This is a genomic window from Dehalococcoidia bacterium, assembly GCA_022449765.1.
Taxonomy (GTDB): Bacteria; Chloroflexota; Dehalococcoidia; order Lucifugimonadales; family Australimonadaceae; genus UBA2963.
Genome location: JAKUPZ010000032.1, coordinates 1 through 4,030, shown reverse-complemented (window position 1 = coordinate 4,030; position 4,030 = coordinate 1). Strand labels below are relative to the sequence as shown.

The window sequence follows — 4,030 nt, the reverse complement described above, 5'->3', positions numbered from 1 at the left end:
TATACAAGCCCAGATAGAAGTCATTTTCTCTATGAACGAATTTCTGGGTAATCTACCGCCCGATGAACAAGTCGAGCTTGCCCAATGGTTGATAGACAGACTAATCCCGGAAGTTAGGAAGTATTTCAAAGGAATGATATGGGCAACTTCTGCTACGTCTTATGATTCCGGTGATTCTGCCTTTCCTCTATCAAAACTAAATTCATCGTTTGGGCCTCACTGGAAAAACTTATCTTTTGCAGCTGCGGATCACGTAAGCTTCACGATAACTCTAAGTTGTGACTTCCGTCACGTGGAGAGGTATTTGAAAATTCAATTTGATAACATTCGTGAAATAGTACAAAGAGATGAACTTACTTGGAGTACTGTAGGGGACGCTGGAGCTACTGGTGAACGGCTTTTTGGTCCCGAATTTGATAAGCGGTGTAACGACGATTTAGGTGAGAAGGAGCTTGAAATACATGAACTTCTTCAGTCCTATATTGACGATTTCCCTACGAAACCATATTTTCTACCTATACCGCAACCTCCGAGGAGTTGGACCAAAGAAGACGAAGGATATTCACCTACTATAAGTGATGCAGGGAGAGGTGATTGGAAATTCCTGAGCCTAGATGAAGCCGAAGTACCCGAAGAAGTAAGGGAGCTTTGGATGGAATATGCCAGAAAGAATGTTATCAACTAGTTAGTTAGCGACCATTAAATACTGGTTTTCTTTTTTCAACAAAGGCACTGTGCCCTTCGCGCCTATCTTCAGTCAAAGCAAGCATTGCGGAGCAGCGTTGCTCGTATTGAATACCGCTATCAAGATCAACATCCATTGCGACATTAACCGCATTTTTTATAGAGGACAAAGATAATGGAGGGAGATCTAGCAAGATTCTAGCCCATTCGCGTGCTTCAGAAAGTAATTGATTCGAATCTGCAACTGCATTTACTAAGCCCCAATTGTGAGCAGTATTTGAATCAATGAATTTACCAAATAGCATCATTTCTTTTGCTCTAGCTGGGCCAATCAAGCGTGGCAGGCGCTGTGTCCCTCCTGCTCCAGGTAAGATACCTAAGGTCAATTCTGGAAGCGCCATCTTTGAAACATCACTAGCAATCCGTAAATCGCAGGCCATTGCAAGCTCTAAGCCCCCTCCGGCAGCCACTCCATTAATTGCTGCAATGCTCACTTGGTTAAGGCGCTCGAGACGGCGAAATGTAGGTGATATTAATGCAGAAGTGCGTGCCAAGCCTTGGTCATTTAAATTCTCAGCTCTTTCCTTAATATCAGCTCCTGCGCAAAATGCTCGCCCTGCCCCCGTAATTATAATGACCCTTATCTGATCGTTTGACTCGAAATACGTTACAAGATTTGAGAATTCATTGATCAGTTCTTTGCTAATAGCATTTAATCTATCCTGCCGGTTCAAAGTTACTACAGCAAGGTTACCAGTAATTTCAAGCTCAATAGTTTCGTAAGACATTTTTCCTCTTTTATGTAAGATTAGAATCTTTCCTTCAGGCGATTATCTGAAATATACACTTGCTTCAAAATTAAAAAACAAATATATTCGGTACATGCCCCAGTAGCTCAGTCGGATAGAGCGGGCGCCTTCTAAGCGCTAGGCCACGGGTTCGAATCCTGTCTGGGGCGCCATCTAATTATAATTTATTCTTTTATTTAAGGAATTTACTCTTTTCGCTTTACTAATGTCTCCTTAGCAACAAATGCTAGCAATATCGAAGCGAGGATCAATATGGGCGCATAGACTAAGAACGGGGTGCCAGGGCCGCTGAAATTCATCAGGATCCCTCCAACTAAAGGTGCCCCTACACCACCTACTTCTGCAGCCATTCTCCTTGCTGCTTGTAACCGCCCTCGGGCAGATTCAGGGACAACATCATACGTAGACGCTGCTAGTGAACCAAGGGATAGGCCGTTGGCGACTCCCATAAGACCCACTAAAACCAACATCATCTGAAACGAATCTGTAAAAGGCAGGGCCAAAAATGCAATTGCAGGTAGCCCTGTACTCGGAACAGTTGCCCACTTCCGACCTATTTTGTCTAAAATAAATCCCACAGGGAGAATCATCACCAATATTAGTACTCCTGAAAAACTAAATAGCGTACCAATCTCTATGGCTGAAAGCCCCGCCTCTGACTCGGCATAAAGGGGTAAAATACTCTGAAAAGTTTGGCGAAACATAAACGCTGCCGCAGTCGCAAACACAAAAACTAAATAGGTACTCCTCAATCCGGGGTCAATTTGCAAATATAAATCCAATAATCGGCGAATGCGATTTTTAGAGCTTTTATTATCTGGCAATGCCTGTAGCTCTTTTGAATTCCTTGCAGCTACCGCATTATGTGAAAAAACAGCAAGTATTACCGCTAATACAGATAATAAAGCATAGGCTGCGAACATTACTCTCAAATTTGCCAGCTCTATCAAGATTCCACCAAGCAATGGCCCTACTGCAAACCCTCCAGAATGCATACCATGAAAACCTGATAAAACCCGACCTCTTTGGTCTAATTTGACCAAATCCACCCCTGAAACTTCACGCCCCATGGCCCAAAGTCCATCTCCTGAACCAATAACAAAAGAAGCAACTAGTACTAGCAGAAACCAAGGTACGATACAGGCCATAGCAGCCCCTGAGGCTATCAAAATAGTGCCTGCAATCAAACTTGCCCTAGAACCCGCTCTATCGATAATCTGCCCAGCTACGGGCATAGCTGCAAAGCGACCAATGCCATAAAGAGTAACCACTTGTGCTGCTGCACCGATTGAAACATCAAAGAAGCTTGGCATTATCGCTATGCCAGGGAAAACCATCGACCACCCCATCCCTGATAGAAACGTACCCGTGTATAAATTGACCAGGCCTCGTGATGCTGGGCTTCTAAAAAATGAAAATGGCATTATCTGCACTATAAACCATACCCCGATATTCTGCGGAGTATGAATTTATTTAGCTACAGTTTCTTCCCACGGTGGAACTTCAGCCCATGGCCTCAAGAATGCCTCAATCGCCTTTACATGTTGATCTGTTTGACCTGCCTGAGATGGTACAAATCGTGCCATTCTTTCAGGGTTATTCATTGAAGGCCAATGCTCTAACGGCAATCTAATGCACTCGTTTTCATTCTCGTCTCTGACGGTCCCCATCGGGTCACCTCCGTCTTGGACAACTTCCATTTGTTCAGAAAGTAATTTTCTGTATAAGATGATACCTCGGTCTGATTCTCCTAAATGCTCTCTATGCCTTGGAGCTATGCCTCCTTGGGTAACCCAAGCTACAAAGTCTTGATGATTAACAAGATCCTCGATCAGTTGGCCATCCTTATCAACAAGAGGAACATCAAAATATGGAATGCTTTTTTGCTTTTCTACGTTCTGGCCAGGAGCTGCACGATAAAAAAACCACGTAACATGCAAAGTATTTTCATCGTCTACAGGAGTTCTGAATTGCATAGAGCATCTGACAGCGCTTCCTACAAATAAAATTTGAGGGAACATGACTGGATGGCCTACCGCCCAATCTCCGTGCGATTCATCAATACCTTCAGTAATTCTTCTTTTCACGATGCCGTATTCAAAAACGTCAAATCCTATTTTTTGGTGTTTTTTAGGCAAAATACCAAACTCATCAGCCTTGGCTAAACCAAGCTTAACGGCCTTTTCATGCTGTTGCCGTACTCCCCAATAACCATGCAGCCATTCAAGATGTACAGGATCCATAGAGTTTTCCATGCATTGCAACCAGTTGCATGGAAGTTTTGCGAGTGCTACTTCACTCCAGCCGTCTTCCCAAGTAAATGGTTCCCAATTGGGCAACAACGGTGCGGGCTGTGGCCCCATATAAGCAAAAATCATGCCCGCGAGTACCTGAACTGGGTATCCAGCGATTTTGACTTTCTCTTTGAATCTGCCATCAGGTCGGACAGTTTCCTCAAACGGTTGCTCTACGCACTGGCCGGTCTCGTCCATCATCCACCCGTGGTACATGCACCGGAGACCATTTTCTTCAGGTAT

General features: G+C 44.0%; 4 protein-coding genes and 1 tRNA gene. 2 read left to right on the top strand and 3 right to left on the bottom strand.

What is annotated here, in order from left to right:
* The coding region (locus MK127_08315; GenBank protein ID MCH2532794.1) for a hypothetical protein at positions 1 to 685 on the top strand (685 nt) is incomplete at its 5' end.
* Positions 686 to 689: 4 nt separating this feature from the next.
* On the opposite strand, the gene MK127_08310 is transcribed toward MK127_08315, so the two are convergent.
* The gene (locus MK127_08310; GenBank protein ID MCH2532793.1) at positions 690 to 1,472 is read right to left on the bottom strand and encodes an enoyl-CoA hydratase-related protein; all 783 of its coding nucleotides are present in this window, start codon (positions 1,470 to 1,472) and stop codon (positions 690 to 692) included.
* A gap of 96 nt (positions 1,473 to 1,568) precedes the next feature.
* Between MK127_08310 and MK127_08305 the strand changes: the two genes are divergently transcribed.
* Positions 1,569 to 1,645: transfer RNA gene (locus MK127_08305), tRNA-Arg, on the top strand.
* A 33-nt stretch (positions 1,646 to 1,678) separates the two neighbouring features.
* Here MK127_08305 and MK127_08300 read toward each other — a convergent pair.
* Together MK127_08300 and MK127_08295 are read right to left on the bottom strand one after the other, a co-directional pair.
* Positions 1,679 to 2,917, bottom strand: a complete 1,239-nt coding sequence (locus MK127_08300; protein ID MCH2532792.1) for an MFS transporter — start codon at positions 2,915 to 2,917, stop codon at positions 1,679 to 1,681.
* A 45-nt stretch (positions 2,918 to 2,962) separates the two neighbouring features.
* A partial coding sequence (locus tag MK127_08295; GenBank protein MCH2532791.1) for an aromatic ring-hydroxylating dioxygenase subunit alpha occupies positions 2,963 to 4,030 on the bottom strand: 1,068 nt, incomplete at its 5' end.